This is a genomic window from Peptoniphilus koenoeneniae (assembly GCF_030812875.1).
In the GTDB taxonomy this organism is placed as follows: domain Bacteria; phylum Bacillota; class Clostridia; order Tissierellales; family Peptoniphilaceae; genus Peptoniphilus_B; species Peptoniphilus_B koenoeneniae.
This window is the reverse complement of the sequence record NZ_JAUSTN010000008.1, coordinates 1-20,251: the sequence shown is the minus strand read 5'-3', so window position 1 is coordinate 20,251 and position 20,251 is coordinate 1. Positions and strand designations below refer to the sequence as shown.

Here is a 20,251-nt window from a genome sequence, read left to right as displayed (position 1 = left end):
TCGGTGATATTATGGATAATAAAGTTGAAAACAGATATAAAAAGAAAAGTTTGTGGGCGGAAACTTGGCATAGACTTAAAAAAAGTAAACTTGCCATGTTTGGTCTTATAATTTTAGTTATTTTAATTTTACTAGCCCTATGCGCTGATTTTATATATGATTACGACCAACAAGCTATAAAAGTTGATTATGCAAAAGCTCTTCAATGGCCTTCAGCTGAACATTGGCTGGGAACTGATGCCATGGGAAGAGATGTTTTGGCAAGACTTGTTTTCGGATCGAGAATATCTTTAAAGGTTTCCATATCAGCTATAATAGTTTCTTTAGCAATAGGCGGAACCTTAGGAGCTATATCCGGATATTACGGCGGCAAAGTAGATAATATTATAATGAGAATTATGGATGTCTTTTTAGCAATACCGAATATGCTTTTGGCAATTGCAGTAGTTGCTTCCTTAGGACCCAGTATGGTCAATTTGATGATAGCAATTGCTATTTCAGACGTGCCTATATTTGCAAGAATTGTAAGAGCGTCCATACTTGGAGTTAAAGACCAGGAATTTGTAGAAGCTGCAAGAGCCTGCGGTGCTAAAAACTCGAGAATTATTATTAGAGAAGTTTTACCAAATTGTATGGCACCTATAATTGTTCAAGGTTCCATAGCAATTGCAGCAGCAATTTTAGTAATAGCTTCATTAAGTTTCGTAGGTTTGGGAGTAGCACCTCCTGCACCAGAATGGGGCTCAATGTTATCTGAAGGAAGAACATATATAAGAGATAACAATTATCTTACTGTTTTTCCAGGAATAGCAATTGCAATAACATCCTTATCAATAAACCTTTTAGGTGATGGACTTAGAGATGCATTAGATCCAAAATTGAAACGCTAATTACTAATGTACAATTAGGAGGAAAAATGTCTGAAGAAAATATTTTGGAAATAAAAGGGCTTGAGATAACTTATGAAGTAGAAGAAGGCACTGTTAGAGCTGTAAACAATATAGATATAAGTTTAGGTAAAGGAAAAACTTTAGGCTTAGTAGGAGAAACGGGAGCGGGAAAAACCACAACTGCCCTTGCTGTATTAAGATTGGTTCCGGATCCACCGGGAGTAATTAAAAACGGCGAGATTTTCTTGGAAGGTAAAAATATTTTTAACTATACAGAAAAAGATATGGAACTTATCAGAGGAGATCAAGTTTCAATGATCTTCCAAGATCCTATGACTTCTTTGAACCCCGTTTTAACAGTTGGAGATCAAATAGCAGAAGTTATTATGATCCATGAAAACTTAAATAAAAAACAAGCTTATGAAAAAGCGAAAGATATGCTTGAACTTGTAGGAATTCCAGGAGATAGAGCAGGAGAATATCCTCATCAATTTTCAGGTGGAATGAAACAAAGAGTTGTAATTGCCATAGCACTGGCATGTAACCCTAAAGTTTTAATAGCAGATGAACCTACAACAGCTTTAGACGTAACAATTCAAGCACAAGTCCTTGAATTAATGAAAAATTTAAGAGATAAATACGGCACATCAATGATACTCATTACTCACGATTTAGGAGTAGTTGCAGAAATTTGCGATGAAGTTTCAATAATGTATGCCGGAAAAATAATAGAACATGGAAATTTAGTCGATATTTTTGACAATCATAAACATCCATATACGGAAGGATTATTTAATTCTCTACCGAATATAGAAGACAAGGGAGAACCACTAAAACCTATACCAGGTTTAGTTCCAGACCCTTCAAATCTTCCAAGCGGATGTACTTTTCACCCAAGATGTCCCTATGCAAAAGATATCTGCAAAGACCAAGTTCCTGAAAAGATATGCATAAATGATACGCATACAGTATCCTGTTTAATGTATGCAGAAAAAACAAAAAATTATTGGGAGTAGAAGAATGAGTTTATTAGAAGTAAAAGATTTAAAAAAATATTTCTCAGTAAAAAATGGAACTCTGCATGCAGTAGACGGTTTGACCTTTAATATAGAAGAAGGAAAAACTTTAGGAATGGTTGGGGAGTCAGGTTGTGGCAAATCAACTTGCGGTAGAGCAATTTTAAGACTTCACGAACCAACTTCAGGAGAGATATTTTTTGAAGGTAAAAATATTGTAACTTTAAATAAAAATGAAATGAGACAAATGAGACAGGAAATGCAAATAATTTTCCAAGACCCATTTGCTTCACTTAATCCAAGAAGAACAGTAAGTGAAATAATAGCTGATCCTATTAATCTTCATAAACTATACAAAACAAAAAAAGAAGTGGATGACAAAGTTAAAGAACTTATGGATACAGTAGGACTTGCAGAAAGACTTGTCAATGCATATCCTCACGAATTAGACGGAGGAAGAAGACAAAGAATCGGTATAGCAAGAGCCCTGGCACTAAATCCTAAGTTTATAGTTTGTGACGAACCAGTATCAGCCTTAGACGTTTCAATACAAGCTCAAATATTAAACTTGTTGGAAAGATTACAAAAAGAAAGAAAATTAACTTATATTTTTATAACACACGATTTGTCAGTTGTTCATTATTTCGCACATGATATATTGGTAATGTACATGGGCAAGATGGTAGAAAAAGCGGAAGCTGTGGAACTTTTCAGAAACACCCTGCATCCCTATACAAAAGCGCTACTATCAGCAGTTCCCGTGCCTAACATACACAATAAAAAGAAAAGAATACTCTTAAAAGGAGAAATAACATCTCCTATAAATCCTAAACCAGGATGCAGATTTGCACCAAGATGTCCTATAGCGACAAAAGAATGCTTTGAAGTATCACCGGAATTTAGAGAAGTGGGAAATGAACACTTTGTTGCTTGTCATCATGTGTAAATAGAGAAACTATTGATAATTAAATCAATAGTTTTTTTATTTTATAAAAATTAAAATAGAAGGTAAAAAATTGAATATATTAGAAGAAGCAAAACAAAATTTAGAAGAAATAATAAAAGACAGAAGAGAACTTCATAAAATTCCCGAACTTCAACTGAATCTTCCAAAAACAGTTGATTACGTAAAAAAAAGATTGGAAGAAATGGGAATAAAATACAAACTTCTCGTAAATGGAAATGCAATCATAGCACAAATAGGCGAAAAAGAAGGAAAATGCCTAGCCATAAGAGCCGACATGGACGCCCTTCCCATAGAAGAAGAAACAAACCTTCCCTTTGCATCAAACCACAAAGGCTGTATGCACGCCTGCGGTCATGACGGACACACTGCAATGGCATTGGCAGCCGCAAAAATTTTAAAAAACAGAGAAAAAGAATTAAAGGGCATAGTAAAAATATTTTTTCAACCAGGAGAAGAAATACCAGGGGGAGCAGAACCCATGATAAAAGAAGGTTGCATGGAGAATCCACATGTAGATAGAGTGATAGGTTTACATGAAGGAGGAATCTTCGGAAACTATGAAAAAGGAACAATAGGCTATAAAAAAGGACCCCTAATGGCAAGTATGGACGCCTTTATCTTAAAAGTAGAAGGAAAAGGAGGCCATGGAGCAAGACCTAAAGAATTTATAGACCCCATACAAATCATATCAGAAATAAATATGGGACTAGAAAAAATAATAAGTAGAGAAATAGACCCATGTGAATCAAGTCTTATATCCATATGCCAAATACACGGAGGAACCTGTCAAAATATAATACCCGACCAAGTGTGGGAAGAAGGAACCGTAAGAAATTTAAATGAAGAAGTCCAAGACTTTGTAGAAGAAAGAATGAAAGAAATTACAGAAAACCTAGCAAAAGCCTACAGAGGAAAAGGATACTTAGACTACAAAAGATATTACCCTGCCCTAATAAACGATGAAGAATTTACAGAATTTGCAAAAGAAACAGCAGTAGATCTATTAGGACCTGAAAAAGTCATAGAAATAGAAAAACCCACCATGGGAGGAGAAGACTTTGCCTTTTACTTAAAAAAAGCAAAAGGAACATTCCTAGCCCTAAACAACCTAAGACCAGCAGAAGACGGCAAAAAATATCCTCACCACAGTTCAAAATTCGACATAGAAGAAGACACTCTTTATATAGGAGCAGGAGTTTTAGGAGAAATAGCCTACAGATATTTAAATAAAGAAAAATCAAAATAAAAAACAATAGAAAAAAACCTTAACAAAAAAAGTTAAGGTTTTTTTGTTTTATAAAAAAGCCTTGCAAATGAATGTAGGAACCAATTTATTGAAAATTTAAAACTCAATGTAGGGACCAATTTGAAGACCTAACCCGATTTTTGAAAAAAATCGTGGTAGGTCTCATGCAACTATTTGCCCAAATCTTTGATTTGGTTGCAAATATCTGCTATTGGTCCGACGGCGAAGCCGAATTAAATAAAATCAACAATGAAAAAAGGTAAACACAAATAAAATTTCAATTGAAAATTTTTAAAAACAAAATGCTTCACGTAAAGCGAAAAAAAATAATTTAAAATAAATTTTAAATCAAATATTTATTTTTTTCTCTCACCCAATTCACGCGGACCGGTAAACCGGTCCCTACAGCCCACAAAAGCCCAAGCATAAATTTATTGTAATTAGGATCCAACCCACACGTGAATGTGGGGCTTATTTATGCGAAAATGATTAACAAAATAAAACCCCTGCAAGGGAATGTAGGGACCAATTTATTGAAAATTTAAAACTCAATGTAGGGACCAATTTATTGGTCCGACGGCGAAGCCGAATTAAATAAAATCAACAATGAAAAAAGGTAAACACAAATAAAATTTCAATTGAAAATTTTTAAAAACAAAATGCTTTATGTAGAGCATTAAAAATATTTATAAAAATATTGAGTTTGTTCTCCCACCCGACACAGGCGGACCGGTAAACAGGTCCCTACAGAATTCATTTTTAATAATTTTTCTAGGGACCAATTTGAAGACCTAACCCGATTTTTGAAAAAAATCGTGGTAGGTCTCATGCAATTATTTGCCCAAATCTTTGATTTGGTTGCAAATATCTGCTATTGGTCCGACGGCGAAGGCGAATTATAAAATAAAAAACAATGAAAAAGGATAAATAAAAATAAAAAATTACCAAAAAAATTTTAATATAAATATCTATTGACCTAAAAAAACTTTTTTCGTATTATGTATATGATAAACAATATCAAAGAGGTAAAAAATATGGAAGAATTTTTAATAACTTGTTGCGCGCCAACCTTGGCAGGCAAAAAAGTTGGAAATATTTTCAACCTGAAAAAAACTTGTGTTACAAACTTTGAAATAAAAAAATGGGCTTTGCTCTTAAAAAGGTTTAAAATAGAAGTCCGCATAATAAAAGAAACCAAGGATGCATATTTAATATATGTTTATCGTGAAAATCTTTTAAAAAATATTTTAGCCCAAGAGCAAATCAAAGACTTTTTACATAATTACGGCTACATAAGCCCAAAAACCGAAGACATGATAAAATGCTTAACTCTGCGCCTTAAAGAAAAGGACGAATTTCCTCATGAAATAGGAATCTTTTTAGGATATCCTCTCATAGATGTTATAGGTTTTATAAAAAATAAAGGTAAGTGCTATAAAAAGTGCGACCTTTGGAAAGTTTATGGAGATGAATTTAAATGTAATGAGCTTTTCAAAGAGTATCGCAAGTGTAAATATTGTTTTCAAAAAATGTATGAAGAAGGCTTTAAAACAAGCGAAATAATTGAAAAATACGCCGAATCATATCAATAGATTTCAAAACACCCTTTGTTCGTAAAAAAAAGAATCCACCTGAAAAATAGGTGGATTTTTTTAATGTCTTATTTATTTACAGAAGCATCATAAATAGCATCAATACTATTTTCAATAAGAGAATTAAACTCTTCATCAGATAAACTTTCCTTTAAACCTTCAGAAAGAGCCCTTGAAAAAGAAGCAACCATTTTTTTATTTTTTCTTAAAAGATCGTTGGCCATCTCTCTTGAATATCCGCCGGAAAGAGCAACAATTCTAAGAGTATTTTCAAAATCATAAAGATCGAGATAAGTATTTTCACGACTTGGGATAGTGAGTTTAAAAATAACGAAAGAATTCTTATCAAGTTTTTCCATATGTTTTTTAAGCTCTTTGTGTAAAAATTCCTCAATTTTTTCCTTATCAGAAGAATTTATATCAACTTCAGGCTCAATAATAGGAACAAAACCTTTTGCAATAATCTTTTTAGCATAGTCAAATTGTTGTTCAACAACAGCTTTAATACCAGACTCATTATATTCCTTAATAAGAGAACGCATTTTAGTTCCAAAAATATTTCTTTCCTTTGCATTAATGAGAAGCTCATCTAAGCTTTTCATTTCCTTCATAAGTTGAACGCCATCCTTAAGCTCAGCCAAGCCCTCATCGACCTTTAAAATAGGAACAATACCCTTTTCATCCCAAAGATAATCAGAAGTATATTTACCATCAATTTTTGAGTTCATAGTAATCTTAAAAAGAATAGCAGCCAAAATTTTTTGAGAATTAAAAGCGGGACTTTTAATTATTCTCTTTCTCATTTCGTGAACAAGATTAAACATCTCTTCATCATTAGAGTATCTGTCTTCATTAACACCATATAATCTAAGAGCCTTTGGAGTAGAACCGCCGCTTTGATCAAGAGCAGCAATAAAACCGTCGGCATTTTTCATTCTTTCAAATTGTTTTTGGTTCATATTTTCCCCCTTTTAAAATAGTATATCATATTTTATAAAAGCTAAGTAAAAGTCTTTTTAAATGGAAAAGAAAATCAAAATAATTTACAAAAAATAATTTACGTGATAATATACAAAGAGCAAAATAAATAAGGAGGTGCTCTATGGAAATCACAAAAGACACTCTGATTGGAGAAATAATTCAACAAAACCCGGAAGCAATAACAACACTTATGAGTTTCGGATTAGGCTGTGTAATGTGTCCTTCAAGCCAAATGGAATCCCTTGAAGAAGCAAGCTTAGTACATGGAATGGATGTAAATGTACTTGTATCTGCCCTTAACAGTGCAATAAAAAAATAAATAAAAAAACAAAAAGGCGGTCTATATATTGGTTCTTACACCAATAGAATAAGATGCGTCTTTTTTTATTGTGAAAAAGTTGATTAAAAAATATTTATAAAAAAATTTAAAATAAATTTTAAATCAAATGCGAGGTTTGTTCTCCTACCCAAAACACACGGACCGGTAAACCGGTCCCTACAGCCCACAAAAGCCCACGCAGAAATGTGGGGTTGATTTATTCGAACAGGTTTAACAAGATTAAATCTCCGAAACCGAATGTAGGGACCAATTTGAAGCCCTAACCCGATTTTTGAAAAAAATCGTGGTAGGTCTCATGCAACTATTTGCCCAAATCTTTGATTTGGCTGCAAATATCTGCTATTGGTCCGGTCGCCGTAAGGCGAATGAAATAAGATAAGAAATGAAAAAACAAAATTATAAATAGAATCATAAAAATAAAGAAAAAAATCTTGCTCACTCTAATTTCTTTAAGTAAAATAGATAAGTTGACATTAAATTCAATTGATTTTATACTTGTTTTGAAACTTAGGAGGAAATATGAACAAAAAAAATACAATCGCTCAGTCTACTTTGGCTATTATAATTTTTTCTTTAATAGGCAAGGTTATGGGTTTTGCTCGTGAAACCATGCAGGCTGCAATTTTTGGCGCAACCCATGAAGCAAGTGCCTTTGTTCTTGCTCAAGGGGCAACCAGTATGATTTCCACTTTAATTACCACTGCAATTGCCACCACCTTCATTCCTGTTATGCAAAAAGTTGAGAGGGAACTGGGGGATGATCATAGACTTTCATATACAAACAATCTTATTTGGATTTCTCTAATCATAACAACTTTTGTTACGGTTTTAGGAATTTTTTTCAGTCCATATATTGCAAAGCTTACTGCAGCTCAAGCCAGACCGGAAACATATAAACTTGTTGTTCAGTTAGTTGAAGTAGGTATGCCCGTTGTTATTTTTTCAGCTATGGTGGGAGTTTTTACGGGATTTTTGCAATATGGAGGCAAATTTGCCGCAGCAGGCGCCATTGCCATTCCATTAAATCTCGTTTATATTATTTATCTTGCTTGTTTTTCAAAGACTTTCGGAGTTTTAGGTTTAACTGTGGCTTCAGTCATTGCAGTTTTTGTCCAAATTATTTTCTTAATGCCAAGTTCTTTTAAAATAGGTTTTAGACCAAAATTCATTGTGAATTTTAAGGATAGATATGTAAGAGAAGCTGTTATTTTATCTTTGCCAGTCTTAGTTTCCACTTCAGTAAATGATATTAATGTCTTTGTTAACAGAAACCTGGCATCAGGAATGAGTGACAGTGCTCCTGCCATTTTAAATGTTTCAAACAAGATGAATACCTTAATCTTAGGCATTTTTATCACTGCAGTTACGGCTATTATTTTTCCTATTTTAGCTCGTTCTTTTTCTGATGGAGATGTCTTAAAGGGCAAAAAGGTTATGAATGCATCTATTAAAAGTGTGCTTTTTTTAACCATTCCTGCAACTGTAGGTATGTTTATTTTGGCAAGACCTATTATTGACATTGCCTTCGTTCATGGAAAATTTACTCCTGCAGACGGCATGGAAGCAACTTCAACATTAAGGTGCTACTCCTTGGCATTGATTTCAATTTCTCTTTCCAATGTTTTAAATCGTGTTTACTATTCTCTTGAAGATACAAAAACTCCTTTTTACATTGGAGTTATAAATGTTGCAATTAATGTGGGTCTTAATCTTTTAGTTGCCCATAAGTTTGGAACTCAAGGTTTGGCTGCTTCAGTTTCTATTGCAACAACTATTGCAGTTTTAATTTCTTTTTACTTGCTTCACAAAAAGATTGGAAATTTAGGAACCAAATCCTATATTAAAGCAATTATAAAGACAGGTCTATCAAGTTTTCTTATGGGTCTTGTTGCTTTTATCTATTTTCCCATGGAAAATATTGTTTGTAGAGCCTTTTCATCCAATGCGGCTTTAACTGTGACTAAACTTATTTGCCTTATGATTGTTGTAGGCCTTGCCCTTATTGTTTATTTAGTCTCCATGTATCTTTTAGGAGTTCGTGAGATTCGTGACATTACAAAGATTATTAAAAAGAAAATTAAAAATAAATTTGCAAAATAAATTTAAAATTTTTTCGGTGGGTAACCACCGATTTTTTTATTTTAAGAAAAATTGGGTATAAAAATAAAGATAAGTGATTTATTAATATAAAAGGCAAATATTAAAAAAATCTAAAGATTCTTTATACTCAATTGTATTAGCAAAATAATAGGGTATAATGAAACTATGTAAGAAATTTTAATTAGGAGGAGATTATATGAATAAGAAAAAGATATTGTCACTTGTACTTAGTTTTTTGATGATCGTGACAGTACTTCCCTTTAATGTATTTGCAGCAGAAACTTACACTGTTACACCTACTAAAACTGAATTTGTAAGTGGAAAGGCAGACACAGCAACAATAACTGTTAAAAAGACAGTAGATAATGGCACGCCAACTGAGGTAGATAAAGAAAACATTCAACTTGCAGTAACAGGCGATGAACTTTCAGCAAAGGGAAATATTGTTACCTATAATGGAAACGCAGTTACTGAAGATAAAACTGTCACTGTAACTGTAAAACTTAAAGATGATTCGGCATTTTCAGATCAAATAACTTTTAAAATTAAGGCACCTGAAAAAACATTTAAAGTTACCTTTGATGCAAATGGAGGAAAATCTACACCTGCAGAACAAACAGTTAAAGAAAACGAAATGGCAAAAGAACCAGCAGAAAAACCAACAAAAACAGGCTATAAATTTACAGAATGGCAAAAAGATGGAAAAAAATTTGAGTTTACTACAACACCTATAACTGCAGATACAGAATTAAAAGCAGCTTGGGAGGCAAAAGATGTAACAATTAAATTTGATACTAATGGTGGAAGTTCTGCACCTGCAGAACAAACTGTAAAATTCGGTAAAACAGCTACAGCTCCTACACCACCAACAAAGAGTGGATATACATTTGACGGTTGGTACAAGGGAGACACAAAATTTGATTTTAATGCACCTATAAATGAAGAAGGAACTATAACCCTAACAGCAAAATGGAATCCTATTGAAACTTTAAAAATATCAGATGTAAGAGCATATTATGACTATGTAACAGGCTATGTTACTTTAAACGGCAGCCTAGTAAAAAATGCCAAAGTTAATTTAGGTGGCTTGCCAGCCGTTTATACAGATAGCGATGGATTTTTTGCAATTTATGTTGGAGATAAAGAAGGCAACTACGGAAAATATGATTATGGCTACTATGATAGCGTAAATGATAATAAGTATGTAAGATACAATCTTCCTGCAAACACCTATGTTGAAGCAAGAGATTCTTCAGGATACAGACTTGATTACGGCACAAGCGATTCATCAGGATATATAAACTTATCTTGGTCAGGTTCACAAAAAGCCTATATCTATATTGATGCCTACGGATATAATTACAATGGAAAATATCATAGAGGATATTACTATGATTATCTTTCTCATGATTGGTCCACAGGAAAAACAATTTATGCATATTATGATGCAAAGACAGCAAGTTATACAATTTCAAAATCCAATCAAGTAGATAAATTTTATAATGGCAGTGGATATTATCCAGGAACAAATTATGGAAAGACAATTTATCCTACAAGCATAGATGTTTCTTATGATGGATATACAATAACAGGTTATACTGAAAGCAATATTTATCTTTCAGCTTACTATCATGGAAGATATGTAGGCTCTGCATATTCAAACAGCAATGGATATTTCAGTATTTCATCAAATGAAAAAATTTATGACAAATATTATTTAAGCTTTAAGACAGGAAAAGATGGTAAACTTGCCCTTGCTCCAACTGTTACAAGTGCTGAAGCAGGAAGCACAAGTATTAAAGGTACTGCTACAAACGGTGCAACTGTAAAAGCTTATGATTCAAAGGGTAACTATCTTGGCCAAGCTTATGCTGACAGATACAACAAATTCTCCATGACTTTAAATCGTAAATTAGTTGCAGGAGAAAAAATAAAACTTGTAAGTTATGAAATAGGCTACAAAGAAAACAGTATTGAATATACAGTTAAGGGACAAGTAGCAGATCTTTATAGAATGGCATATATTGCAGGATATCCTGATGGAAAATTCCACCCCAACTATAAAGTAACAAGAGCTGAAGCAGCTTCAATGTTTGCAAGACTTATTAACGGTTCAAATTCTTTCGGACTTTCTCAAGTTACTAAGTTTAATGATGCAAGCAACGCTTGGTATTCTCAAGCAATAAATTATATTACTGCAAAGGGATTGATTTCAGGCTACAATGATGGAAGTTTCAGACCTGATACCAACATCACAAGAGCTGAATTTGCTCAAATGATAAGTGGATTTATAAATGCAGGTTATCCAGGAAGTGCAAGTGCCAACTTAAAAGATATTAAGGGACACTGGGCTCAAGATGCCATAGACAAAGTTTTCGGTAAAAAAGTTGTTCAAGGTTATCCAGACGGTTCATTTAAACCAGATAACGAACTTACAAGAGCTGAAGCTGTTACAATTTTAAATGCAGTATTTGGAAGAACAACAACTTACAGCAGTATCAATACAGTTTCAAACAGAACTCAACTTAAAGAATTCTTAGACGTAAGCTCAAGTGATTGGTTCTATTATCAAGTATTAGATGCATCAAACGCTCACGCTTCTTATGACACAGGATATGGTTATGAAGCTTGGACTTTGATTAGATAATTTATTTTTACAATTTTATAAAAATAATAAGACAAAAAAGAGGAGATGCAAATCTTCTCTTTTTTTATTTGATGAATTGCAAATAATATTGCGACACTTAGAGCAAACTAATTTCGTGCATAAATACATCAAATGGAGTTTGATAATTTAGACATTTTATAGGTCTGTTATTAAGCTCCATTAAATTTTTTATTAACTCTTCAATTTCAATATCAGCCAAATCCGTTTTCTTTGGATAATATTCTCTTAATAATCCATTTGAATTTTCGTTACTTCCTCTTTGCCATCCTGAATATGGATCAGCAAAGTAGAAATCTATTCCCATTTCTTCAATTTCTCTATTATTTTATCCTTGATTTCATCATTAGCCTTAGTTTTTCTTCCCTTTCGTGATGACTTTATATATTTGTCTTTACTTACTTTAATAGCTGAATATTCGTTGTTACATCTTTTCAATTCTCTATAAGTAGTTGAGTGATGAAAGCCAAGTATTTTCGCTATTCTTCTATAAGAATAGCCCTCTTGTTTTAATACTTCTATCTTATTTCTATAATTTAGGGTAATATGAGTTTTGTTTAGTGTCGCATTTAATTTTACAACTTATCAAATAATAAAAATGAGATGTATATTTTAAAAGAAAAGATTATGCAAAAGATTTAATTAATATATTGATGAAGTTTTTTTAAAAGCTCAAAAAGTAAAAGATAAATATTTATAAAAATATATTTAAAAAGTTTATATTAAAATTTAAGTTGGTAAAAAATTTATTTTGGGTATAAATTGAATGATAGCGAGTATCAATAAATTTTAAATAAAAAGGAGGACATAAATGTCACAAGTAGGAAAGAAAATACCGGAGTTTAACACTAATGGCTATAACCCAAAAAAAGAAGAGTTCGTAACAATATCAAATAAGGATTTTGAAGGTAAGTGGAATGTTCTTATGTTCTACCCAGCAGACTTCACATTTGTTTGCCCAACAGAACTTGAAGATATGCAAGAACAATATGAAAAATTACAATCACTTGGAGTAGAAGTTTATTCTATGTCTTGCGATACACATTTCGTGCATAAAGCATGGCACGACCATTCAGAAGCTATTGGCAAATTAGAATATACAATGTTAGCTGATCCTCACAAATCAATTGCTAGAGATTTTTCTGTTTTAGATGAAGAAGCAGGACTTGCTCAACGTGCAACTTTTATAATAGATCCAGATGGAATAATTCAAACTGTAGAAGTTAATGCAGATGGAATTGGAAGAGATGCAAGCCAAGTTTATGACAAAGTTCGTGCTGCTCAATTCGTTCGTGAAAATCCTGGACAAGTTTGCCCTGCAAAATGGAAAGAATCAGGCAAAACATTGACACCTGGTCTTGACTTAGTTGGTAAAATCTAATGTTAGATCAAAATTTAAAAAATCAGCTAAAAGAGTATTTGAAACTTCTAGAAGGTGAAGTTGTATTTACTCTCAGCTTGGATGATTCTGAAAAGTCAAAAGAAGTTAAAAACTTTGTAGAAGAGATTGTTTCATTATCAGATCTTTTAAAAATTGAAGAAAAAAAATTAGACCTAAGCCCATGTTTTAGTCTTTCATCAAATGGAAGATCTGGAATAAGCTTTGCAGGACTTCCACTGGGTCATGAGTTTGAATCTTTTGTATTGGCACTTTTACAAATCAGCGGTCGTCCACCAAAAATTGATGAAAATCAAGTAAAGAGGATTAAATCAATAGATAAAGAACTATCATTTGAAACAGTAGTTAGCCTAAGTTGCCACAACTGCCCGGAAGTAGTTCAAGCTCTAAACATTATGGCGGTTTTAAATCCCAAAATCAGCCACCGTATGGTAGATGGAGCAAGCTTCCAAGAATATGTTGACGGACTTGGAGTTATGGCAGTTCCAGCAAGTTTTTTGAATGGTAAAAGTTTTTATAATGGAAAAATTAACTTGAACAAAATCCTTGATGTGGTTACCGGAGAAAAAGATAGACCATCACTAAAAGATAAGCCTGTTTATGATCTTCTTGTTATTGGCGGTGGACCGGCTGGCGCTACTGCGGCAATTTATGGAGCAAGAAAGGGAATCAAAACAGGACTTATAGCAAAAGATTTTGGAGGTCAGGTAAAAGAAACTTTAGCCATTGAAAATATTACAGGTTTAACCTATACAGAAGGTCCAAAATTTATGGAAGCTGTAAAGGAACATGTTTTAAAATACAAGGTTGATATTATAGATGAAGTTGAAGTTTTATCTATACAAGAAGCTGATCCGATAATAATCAAAACAGATTCAGGTGAGCTTCAAGCTAAATCTTTAGTTATAGCGACAGGAGCTAAGTGGCGTTTGATAGGAATTCCTGGAGAAATTGAATTTAGAAATAAGGGAGTTGCCTACTGTACTCACTGCGATGGGCCACTTTTCAAAGATAAAAAAGTTACTGTCATTGGTGGAGGCAATTCAGGAATAGAGGCTGCAATTGACCTTGCTGGACTGGCAAAAGAAGTTTTAGTCTTGGAATTTTTACCAGAATTAAAAGCGGATTCAGTCCTTCAAGAAAAATTAAAAACTTTGAGAAATGTTCGTGTAGTTACTAATGCAGAAACAAAAGCCCTAGAAGGTAAAGAAAAACTTGAAAGCATTATTTATCAAGACCGCATAGGTGGAGAAACTCATCAAGAAGCAACAGATGGATGCTTCATTCAAGTTGGATTAGTGCCTGTAACAGAATGGATTGACGGAATCGAAAAAAATCAAAGAGGCGAGATAATAGTAGACCAAGTTGGAGCAACAAGTATGCCTGGAGTTTTTGCTGCGGGAGATTGCACTAACAGCGCCTTTAAACAGATAGTAATCGCACAAGGAAGCGGTGCAACAGCTGCCATAGGCAGTTACCAATATTTGATGCGAAAATAAAAATCAAGAATGGACTCTCAATGGGTCCATTTTTTTTAGAATTTAATTTTATTTAATAAAGTATAATTTGGGAAAATATATAGTACAGTAGTTTGTATAAGAAAGAGGTGCTATGATGGCGAAAATTGCATTAGGGACCTAAAAAGAGCAGATTTTATAAATCTTTTAAATAAAAAACTCACAGCCTGCACATTAAATATAGATAAAGGATCGCGAAGCTCCTTTTTTTATGCCTTTAATTTATGATGAATTGCAAATAATATTGCGACACTTAGAGCAAACTAAGTTCGTGCATAAATACATCAAATGGAGTTTGATAATTTAGACATTTTATAGGTCTGTTATTAAGCTCCATTAAATTTTTTATTAACTCTTCAATTTCAATATCAGCCAAATCCGTTTTCTTTAGATAATATTCTCTTAATAATCCATTTGAATTTTCGTTACTTCCTCTTTGCCATCCTGAATATGGATCAGCAAAGTAGAAATCTATTCCCATTTCTTCAATTTCTTTGTAACATGCAAATTCCTTACCTCTATCTGATGTAAAGCTTTTTAAAGAAAACTTTGGTAAAGGCTTTATCAACTTTTTCATAGCTTCTAACATAGAGTCTTTACTTCTATCTTTCATAGGTAAAGCTACGTAGAATCGAGATTTCATTTTGACAAAGGTTGCTAAACATCATTTGCTTTTTCCTCTTGATGATACAACCGTATCTAATTCCCAATGACCAAATTCACTCTTTTTTTTACTTTTTTGGTCTTTTTCTTATAGAAGTTCCAATATTAAATTTCCCTCATAAGAATAAAAATGTAAAATAAATTGTATAAAAAATTTTGCGTTTGTTCTCCCACAAAAAAACGCAGACTAATAAATTGGTCCCTACAGGATTTTTAAAGGTTATGGCAAAAAAATGATTGTTTAAAATGAAGGGATTAAATAAAAAAATTATTATTTAATACAAAGTTAAAGTAATAAATCTATTTTCAAAAGATTTATAATTATTGTGTTATAATAAATATGATTGGAGCGAGTATGGTAAAAACTATAGAAGAAATTGAAAGAGCTATAATAAAAACATATAAAAAAGATATCTGGGTGAAATTTGTCCGGGCAATAAATGATTTTGACATGATAAAAGATGGGGATAAAATTGCCGTTGCAATTTCAGGAGGCAAGGATTCTTTAACTCTTGCCAAACTTTTCCAAGAACTTAAACGTCATGGAAAAATGAAATTTGAATTGGAATTTATTGCTATGAATCCCGGATATGTTGATGAAAATATAGAAAGACTTGAGTATAATTGCAAGGCCTTAGGAATTCCTGTAAAAATGTATGATTCAGATATTTTTCAAGTTGCTGAAAAAATTGCCGGAGAAAATCCCTGCTATATGTGTGCGAGAATGAGAAGGGGAAATCTCTATGCAAAAGCTCAAAGCTTAGGCTGTAATAAACTTGCTTTGGGTCATCATTTTAATGATGTTATTGAAACTGTTATGTTAAATATCATTTACAGTGGAAATTTTAAGACTATGATGCCCAAGCTTCATTCCGACAATTTTGAAAATATGGAGATTATTCGTCCCATGTATTATGTTGAAGAGGAAGCTATAAAAAGATTTATGAGATTTACAGGCCTTCGTCCTCTTGATTGTGCTTGTGCGGTCACTAAAAGGCGCTCAGGCAACAGAAGATTTTGGATTAAGGATTTAATATCAGAAATTAAAAAAGTCCATCCACAGGCTGATATAAACATTTTGAGAAGCACTGAAAATGTAAATATGGGTGCCATTGTGGGATATAAGATTAGGGATGAAAAACACAGCTTTCTTGAAACTTATGAAAAAAATTCTTCGGGCTATGAGGATAAGGATGAGAATAATTGCGATAATTGCCAAATTTAATTTGAGCTTTTTGCAATTTTATAAAAATAATTTAAAATAAGGAGGTTTTATGGAAAACTTATTAAGCCGTAAAATAGGCGATAAACTTTACTACATAGGGGTAAACGATAGAGAAACCGCGCTTTTTGAAAATATGTGGCCTCTTCCTGATGGAGTTGCTTACAATTCTTATGTAATAAAGGGTTCAAAAAATATTTTAATTGATTCAGTTAAGTCAAATACTGTTGAAGAATGTCTTGCAAAATTAAGAGAAGTTATTGGGGATGAGGACCTTCACTATATTATTGTTGACCATATGGAACCGGACCATTCTTCAGGTCTTTTGGAACTTATTAATTCCTATCCTGATGTAAAACTTGTGGCTAACAAGAGAGCTTTTCCCATGCTTAAATCTTATTACAACATTCCAGAAGATAGGGTTATTGAAGTTAAAGATGGTGAAAAACTGGAAATGGGAGATACCAGTCTTACTTTTTATATGACTCCAATGGTTCACTGGCCTGAATCTATGGTTGCCTTTGAAGAAGATACGGGAATTTTATTTTCTCAAGATATTTTTGGAGCTTTTGGAACTTTAAGTGGTGGAATTTTTGACGATCAAGTTGAATTTGACAAGTATTACATGGAAGAAATGGCAAGATATTTTATAAATATTGTTGGAAAATATGCAGGTCAGGCTTTAAAAGCTTTAGAAAAACTTGGTTCTCTTGATATAAAAATGATTTGCCCAGACCATGGTCCTATTTGGAGAAAAAATCCACAAAAAGTTATTGATATATATAAGGATCTTTCTTCTCAAAAAACTGAAGATGGAGTTTTAATAGTATTTGGTTCAATTTATGGAAATACGGAAAGAATGGCCGAAATTTTAGCAAGAGGTGTTGCTGAAGAAGGCATAACAAATATAAGAGTAAGAGATGTTGCCCACACAAGTCAATCCTATCTTCTTAGAGATTGTTGGAGATATAAGGGAATAATTTTAGTTTCTTGTTCTTATGATAGATCTATTTTCCCACCTATGGGCTTTTTGCTTAAGGAATTAGATCACCAAAGAATGAAAAATAATGTTTGGGGCATTGCTGGCACCTATTCATGGAACGGCGGAGCTATGAAAGAATTAAAAGATTTTGTAGAAAGAAACAAATTAAATGTTTTGGAACTTCAACCGGAAATTCAAGGTGCAGGAAATGATGAAGACTACAGAAATCTTTTAGAACTTGGAAAACAAATTGCAAGAGCAGTAAAAGAAGACAAATAAATATAAAATTTTAAAAACGGGATTTGTTTCCCGTTTTTTTATTATAAAAATCCAATAAAAATAGTCTTATAAATTTTATAAGACTATTTATTGTACTCAATTTTATTTACAAATTTTTCAATATCAGTGGCATTTTTAATGTGAAATCTTCTTATTTCGTAAGGATTTAAATTTTTGATGTTTGAAGCTCTTTTATTAGCTCCCACAAAAGCTATTTTTATGCCAGCATCCTTTAATATTTTCCGCACACTGTCATTTGAAGCTGCACCGGGATAAGCAAGAGCCAGGGGATATTTTGAAGTGTGCTGATAAATAAGCCAGTTATTCCAGATTAAATCGTCCTTTATTCTTTTTAAATATTCTTCCTCACTTTCATTTTCATATCTTGAGGAAAATTTTGTTTTATCCTTATTTTTTCCTTCCTCTATCTTTGCATGTTGATCAAAAGTGTGATTTTGAAAATCCATTAAATTTATATAAGACATTTCAGAAACCATATCCCACGTTAAATATCCGGGTTTATCAACTAAGGAGCCTATTAAAAAAATACTAGCCTTGGCTCCATAACTTTTTAAAATTGGAAAAGCATTTGTATAATTATCTTCATAACCATCATCAAAAGTTATCAAAACAGGCTTTAAAGGAAGCTTTTTTCTGCCCTGTATTATCTTACTTAAATCATCCACTGTTAAAAAAGTAAAATCTCTTCGAGAAAGCTCATCAATCATTTTTTTGAAATTTTCAGGAGAAACTGAAAAAGTTCCCTCCTCATCAGAAATTTTATGATAAGTCAAAACAGGAATATCACCAGCTTTTAACTTACTTGCTGGCAAAATTAAAAACAGAGCAGGCACTATTATTAAAAGACCTATAATTATTTGAATTAATTTTTTCATAGTCTAATTATACAGATATATCTTAAGATATTCAAATTACAAAAAAGTTAAAGCTATTTTTAAAACAAACATGATAAAATAAAATCGGTGATAAAAATGAGAAAAAAAGAAATTGAAGTATATATAGAGGAACAGGGCTTTCCCAACAAATCAAAAATTCTTGTAGAAGGGAAAAATATGAAATTAAAAGGGGGAATAAAAGGACAAAAAATTTTAGCGAGAAAAATTACAAGATCAAAAGCTCAATTAATTGAAGTTTTGGAAAAATCCCCCTTGGAAAAAGAAGAAAATTGTAAATATCAAAAAGTTTGCGGCGGATGTACCTATCAAAATTTTTCCTATGAAGAAGAAATAAAATACAAAGAAGAACTTTTAAGAAAACTTTTTTTAGAAAATAAAATTTTAAAAGAAAAAGACCAGTTTATCTTAGAAAAAAGTCCCCACTATGAAGGATACAGAAATAAAATGGAATACACCTTTGGCGATCAAGAAAAGGGAGGTCCTCTTGCCTTGGGACTTCATAAAAAAAATAGATTTCACGAAGTAGTGGACATGGAAAGATGCATAATCGTTCACCAGGACTTTGACATAATAAGAAAATTTGTAAGAGATTTTTTTAAAAAAGAAAGCTTCTTTAACAGAAAGACTCATCAAGGATTTTTAAGGCATCTCGCCATTAGAAGAACAAGGTTTGGAGAGATACTTATAAACCTGGTAAGCTCATCTCAAGGACAAATAGAAAAAGAAAAATTTATAAAAGAACTTTTAAACTTAAAATTGGAAGGAAAAATTGTAGGCATAGTACACACAACAAATGACTCTTGGGGTGATGCAATAATAGGAGAAAAAGTAGAACTTTTATACGGAAGACCCTACGCCATAGAAGAACTTTGTGGTTTAAAATACAAAATTGGACCCTTTTCATTTTTTCAAACCAACACCTACTCAGCAGAAATATTGTACAAAATGGCAAAAGACACCCTGGGAAATATAGAAGATAAAAAATTGTTGGACCTTTATTCAGGCACTGGCACCATAACGACAATACTGGGAAAAGAAGCAAAATCAGCAACAGGAATTGAAATAGTAGAAGAAGCCGTAAAAGGTGCAAGAGAAAACGCTGAGGACAACAATTTAAAAAATATAAAATTTTATCAAGGAGACGTATTTCAAGTATTAAAAAAAGAAAAAATACAAGCAGACGTCATAGTAGTTGACCCGCCAAGAGAAGGAATAGGAAAAGAAGCAGTAGAAAAAATCTCAGAATTTCAAACAGATCAAATCCTTTATATCTCTTGCAATCCACTAACCTTAGTAAAAGACTTAGAAGACTTTACAAATTTCGGATATAAAATAAAAGAATTAAGAGCCTTAGATCAATTTCCAAGGACATTTCACGTTGAGACGGTAGCACTTTTGTCCAAACTCGATGTCGATAAGCATATAAATATTGAAATTGAGCTGGATGAGCTTGATTTGACAAGTGCTGAAAGTAA

The 20,251-nt window shown here is 32.4% G+C and carries 16 protein-coding genes and 2 pseudogenes; 13 read left to right on the top strand and 5 right to left on the bottom strand.

Features of this window, described 5'->3' with window-relative positions:
• The first annotated feature begins 11 nt into the window (after positions 1-11).
• The 5 genes from J2S72_RS07780 (at position 12) to J2S72_RS07760 (ending at position 5,711) form a co-directional block, all read left to right on the top strand.
• Positions 12-890: an ABC transporter permease gene (locus J2S72_RS07780; RefSeq protein WP_023055264.1), complete on the top strand. Its 879-nt coding sequence runs from the start codon at positions 12-14 to the stop codon at positions 888-890.
• 26 nt (positions 891-916) lie between these two features.
• Positions 917-1,906, top strand: a complete 990-nt coding sequence (locus J2S72_RS07775) for an ABC transporter ATP-binding protein (RefSeq protein WP_023055267.1) — start codon at positions 917-919, stop codon at positions 1,904-1,906.
• Positions 1,907-1,910: 4 nt separating this feature from the next.
• On the top strand, positions 1,911-2,852 hold the full coding sequence (locus J2S72_RS07770; RefSeq protein ID WP_023055261.1) for an ABC transporter ATP-binding protein: 942 nt from the start codon (positions 1,911-1,913) through the stop codon (positions 2,850-2,852).
• Between the two features lie 70 nt (positions 2,853-2,922).
• Positions 2,923-4,119, top strand: coding sequence for a M20 metallopeptidase family protein (locus J2S72_RS07765; protein ID WP_023055258.1), 1,197 nt, complete (start codon positions 2,923-2,925; stop codon positions 4,117-4,119).
• Positions 4,120-5,153: 1,034 nt separating this feature from the next.
• Positions 5,154-5,711 (top strand): DUF3793 family protein, encoded by a 558-nt coding sequence (locus J2S72_RS07760; protein WP_023055161.1) that lies wholly within the window; start codon positions 5,154-5,156, stop codon positions 5,709-5,711.
• 68 nt (positions 5,712-5,779) lie between these two features.
• Here the strand turns inward: J2S72_RS07760 and J2S72_RS07755 are convergent, their stop codons facing one another.
• On the bottom strand, positions 5,780-6,670 hold the full coding sequence (locus J2S72_RS07755; RefSeq protein ID WP_023055168.1) for a fructose bisphosphate aldolase: 891 nt from the start codon (positions 6,668-6,670) through the stop codon (positions 5,780-5,782).
• A 143-nt stretch (positions 6,671-6,813) separates the two neighbouring features.
• Here J2S72_RS07755 and J2S72_RS07750 point away from each other — a divergent pair, with 143 nt between their 5' ends.
• The 3 genes from J2S72_RS07750 (at position 6,814) to J2S72_RS07740 (ending at position 11,779) form a co-directional block, all read left to right on the top strand.
• The gene (locus J2S72_RS07750; protein WP_023055174.1) at positions 6,814-7,011 is read left to right on the top strand and encodes a DUF1858 domain-containing protein; all 198 of its coding nucleotides are present in this window, start codon (positions 6,814-6,816) and stop codon (positions 7,009-7,011) included.
• A gap of 540 nt (positions 7,012-7,551) precedes the next feature.
• Positions 7,552-9,132 (top strand): murein biosynthesis integral membrane protein MurJ, encoded by a 1,581-nt coding sequence (gene murJ / locus J2S72_RS07745; RefSeq protein WP_307495285.1) that lies wholly within the window; start codon positions 7,552-7,554, stop codon positions 9,130-9,132.
• A gap of 196 nt (positions 9,133-9,328) precedes the next feature.
• On the top strand, positions 9,329-11,779 hold the full coding sequence (locus tag J2S72_RS07740) for an S-layer homology domain-containing protein (RefSeq protein ID WP_307495284.1): 2,451 nt from the start codon (positions 9,329-9,331) through the stop codon (positions 11,777-11,779).
• A 97-nt stretch (positions 11,780-11,876) separates the two neighbouring features.
• On the opposite strand, the pseudogene J2S72_RS07735 reads toward J2S72_RS07740, so the two are convergent.
• Positions 11,877-12,119: pseudogene (locus tag J2S72_RS07735) on the bottom strand (transposase); the annotation flags it as partial.
• Positions 12,095-12,319: a helix-turn-helix domain-containing protein gene (locus tag J2S72_RS07730; RefSeq protein WP_238318872.1), complete on the bottom strand. Its 225-nt coding sequence runs from the start codon at positions 12,317-12,319 to the stop codon at positions 12,095-12,097. The gene J2S72_RS07730 and the pseudogene J2S72_RS07735, both read right to left, overlap by 25 nt.
• Positions 12,320-12,608: 289 nt before the next feature.
• On the opposite strand from J2S72_RS07730, the gene ahpC reads away from it, so the two are divergent.
• Positions 12,609-13,178 (top strand): alkyl hydroperoxide reductase subunit C, encoded by a 570-nt coding sequence (gene ahpC / locus J2S72_RS07725; RefSeq protein WP_023055172.1) that lies wholly within the window; start codon positions 12,609-12,611, stop codon positions 13,176-13,178.
• Complete coding sequence (gene ahpF, locus J2S72_RS07720; protein ID WP_307495282.1) at positions 13,178-14,695, top strand: alkyl hydroperoxide reductase subunit F; 1,518 nt, start codon at positions 13,178-13,180, stop codon at positions 14,693-14,695. The genes ahpC and ahpF overlap by 1 nt, the downstream gene beginning before the upstream one ends.
• A 271-nt stretch (positions 14,696-14,966) precedes the next feature.
• On the opposite strand, the pseudogene J2S72_RS07715 reads toward ahpF, so the two are convergent.
• Positions 14,967-15,492: pseudogene (locus J2S72_RS07715) on the bottom strand (IS30 family transposase); the annotation flags it as partial.
• Between the two features lie 239 nt (positions 15,493-15,731).
• Between J2S72_RS07715 and J2S72_RS07710 the strand changes: the two are divergent.
• Positions 15,732-16,601: a tRNA 2-thiocytidine biosynthesis TtcA family protein gene (locus J2S72_RS07710; RefSeq protein ID WP_023055173.1), complete on the top strand. Its 870-nt coding sequence runs from the start codon at positions 15,732-15,734 to the stop codon at positions 16,599-16,601.
• A 49-nt stretch (positions 16,602-16,650) separates the two neighbouring features.
• Positions 16,651-17,859, top strand: coding sequence for an FprA family A-type flavoprotein (locus J2S72_RS07705; protein ID WP_023055167.1), 1,209 nt, complete (start codon positions 16,651-16,653; stop codon positions 17,857-17,859).
• 83 nt (positions 17,860-17,942) lie between these two features.
• Here J2S72_RS07705 and J2S72_RS07700 read toward each other — a convergent pair whose 3' ends face one another.
• On the bottom strand, positions 17,943-18,755 hold the full coding sequence (locus J2S72_RS07700; protein ID WP_023055166.1) for a polysaccharide deacetylase family protein: 813 nt from the start codon (positions 18,753-18,755) through the stop codon (positions 17,943-17,945).
• A gap of 96 nt (positions 18,756-18,851) precedes the next feature.
• On the opposite strand from J2S72_RS07700, the gene rlmD reads away from it, so the two are divergent.
• Positions 18,852-20,251: 23S rRNA (uracil(1939)-C(5))-methyltransferase RlmD (gene rlmD / locus J2S72_RS07695; protein ID WP_307495281.1), on the top strand; the 1,400-nt coding region annotated here is incomplete at its 3' end.